The organism is Agrobacterium sp. MCAB5, from assembly GCF_052114365.1.
In the GTDB taxonomy this organism is placed as follows: domain Bacteria; phylum Pseudomonadota; class Alphaproteobacteria; order Rhizobiales; family Rhizobiaceae; genus Agrobacterium; species Agrobacterium tumefaciens.
Genome location: NZ_JBFREP010000101.1, coordinates 1 through 698, shown reverse-complemented (window position 1 = coordinate 698; position 698 = coordinate 1). Strand labels below are relative to the sequence as shown.

At 50.1% G+C, this 698-nt stretch carries 1 protein-coding gene; it reads left to right on the top strand.

The features are described from left to right. The first annotated feature begins 101 nt into the window (after positions 1-101). On the top strand, positions 102-374 hold the full coding sequence (locus AB4Z23_RS27555) for a hypothetical protein (protein WP_441361194.1): 273 nt from the start codon (positions 102-104) through the stop codon (positions 372-374). Positions 375-698 lie beyond the last annotated feature (324 nt).

Genomic DNA, 698 nt, shown 5'->3' with positions numbered 1-698 from the left:
GCGTTGATTAGCGAGCTGCGAGCACTCTCCATCACCAACTCAAGCGTTGACGAATATTCGCCCGACAGCCTCTCGGAAAAATGGACTGGCAGGTAAATAACTTGATCGTCGCTCGCCTGGAGGCGCAGGCCAACGGCGGCGTCGAAATCCCCGACTGCCCTCATCCAGTCGTTATAGAACTCACTATCATGATAACGGCGAGCTGGGTCATCTCTTTCTGCGACGAGGATCGCTCCGTTCTTGGCATATTGCCAGAACCGTCGCCATGGATTGACGTAACAGTAATGCGTAAGGAACGATTCGAGATGCCTTTGGTCGAGACCGTCCGCTACGGCAAAACTAACTTCGGGCTTGGTAAAATCCTGGTTGAGTAAAGCCGCGTAGGATCCCGGGAAGGCCTCTGTAAACGATAAGCAGACATCCCGCCAAGAACCGCGGCCTGTTGCTGCAACAAATATAGCTGATGACACTTGCTCTGATGCATTCCGAGTTCTGTCCTTTGGCAACATCTTGTCTCCAGTTTATCAAAAAGGAAAACGAACGATTGTCTTTGCCACTCAACCCCCTCCCAATTGGGACTGTTCGGAATTGCTTCGCTATCGCTACAATTCCCTCATTTCTGACAGGAGGGAAATTAAATGATAATTCGAAAAATCGCTGTGACAATTACTATTCTATGCAGCTCGTTTGGTGCGTCC